The organism is Desulfobulbus alkaliphilus (assembly GCF_016918545.1).
In the GTDB taxonomy this organism is placed as follows: domain Bacteria; phylum Desulfobacterota; class Desulfobulbia; order Desulfobulbales; family Desulfobulbaceae; genus Desulfobulbus; species Desulfobulbus alkaliphilus.
Genome location: NZ_JAFFQC010000100.1, coordinates 1 through 982, shown reverse-complemented (window position 1 = coordinate 982; position 982 = coordinate 1). Strand labels below are relative to the sequence as shown.

Genomic DNA, 982 nt, shown 5'->3' with positions numbered 1-982 from the left:
ATGTATTGGCGGCCCGATGATCGGGCACCCGCTGCAGATCCTTACGGATGATGGCAAAGAGGGCATCGGCATTGAGATGAGCACGCATTTTGATTCGACGGAATGTTTGGGTTTCCTGGCGGGTACGCTTGGCGATTTTTTTGACGGACATGGCGCTTCTCCTTTGCAAGTATTTGATATTACAAAGAAAAAGCGACTCAACCTTTTATAGATTGTCAAGGAGAATCGACAAGCCTCCAAAATAAATAATGATGTAATTTTAATATGTTATAACAGCCCTCCTCCTTGGCGGGCTGGAAAAGTTTGCGAAAACTGTTTTAAGGAACCACGTATTCACTGGGGTTCAGGACAAAGCGGGAACTGCTGGTGTTTTGTTGGGGTTCGTTCCTCACCCGCAACCTACAAAGTCATTTCATGGGTTGCGCCCGTGGTGGAGTTCATTCGGGAGGCCTTCCTATATGTGACAGCATGGGCAAACGATACGGCTGTTTGCCCATCCTACCGCCGCGTGCATAGGAAGAACGAACAGTGCGTTTAATTCGTCATTTTGCATGAGGTTTTCATTCCATTGCTGTCCTGACGCATCGCGCAATTCTGGCAAGTTATTCTTTACAACAAGCCATACTGTCTCCATGCCGACACCGAGATAGTCGTGGGCCAGAATATTACGTAATCCAGCAATTTTATACCATTCAATCTCGGGGTTACCTGCCTTTAAAATTAGGGACACCTCCCCTATTTTATAAGCTTTTGGAAATGTTCGTTTTTTTTTCACAAAAACAAGGAAAGCGTCCCTAATTTTTCGCACATCTTGCAAGTGGTTATTCCTCAGGTTGTTGCGAATGGATCTCCTGAAGAACTTTTTTGAAGCTGTCAATGTCCTCGCTTTGAGCAGCTGATCGGAGCAGCTTTTTCAGCAGAATCCTGTTGTTCAGGGCTTGTACCTTTTCATAAACATCTTCTGGAACGTCTTTGCTGAATC

The 982-nt window shown here is 45.3% G+C and carries 1 protein-coding gene; it reads right to left on the bottom strand.

Going from position 1 to position 982, the window contains the following annotated elements:
- Positions 1–454: 454 nt before the first annotated feature.
- Entirely contained in the window at positions 455–808 is a 354-nt protein-coding gene (locus JWG43_RS17540) for a HepT-like ribonuclease domain-containing protein (protein ID WP_338033283.1), read from the bottom strand.
- Positions 809–982: the final 174 nt, after the last annotated feature.